This is a genomic window from Anabaena sp. CCY 9910 (assembly GCF_963920875.1).
Lineage (GTDB): Bacteria > Cyanobacteriota > Cyanobacteriia > Cyanobacteriales > Nostocaceae > Trichormus > Trichormus variabilis.
On sequence record NZ_CAWUDJ010000141.1, the window covers coordinates 1 to 254 of the forward strand.

General features: G+C 68.9%; 1 protein-coding gene. It reads left to right on the forward strand.

All coding sequences use genetic code 11. The annotated features are described in order from the left end of the window. Window positions 1-254: FAD-dependent oxidoreductase (locus ACM5QX_RS29620; protein WP_414756770.1), on the forward strand; the 254-nt coding region annotated here is incomplete at both ends.

Consider the following 254-nt stretch of genomic DNA (forward strand, 5'->3'; position numbering starts at 1 on the left):
ACCGGCGGGCGGCCTGCCCAGCCGCTTGATCGTCGGGGATGAGGCCCGTGCCATCGCGCCTCTTTTGTCGCCATCCATCGTCGCCGCCAGCTATCTGGAATCCGAAGGCCATGCCGATCCCAAGGCTCTGACCCTGGCGTTCGCGGCTGAGGCCGAAAGACAGGGGGCGCGGTTGTCGCTGGGCGCACGGGCCGTCGCCGCGCGCCGGGTGCATGATGGATATGAGATCACCGTGGAGACGGGGCGAGCACGCT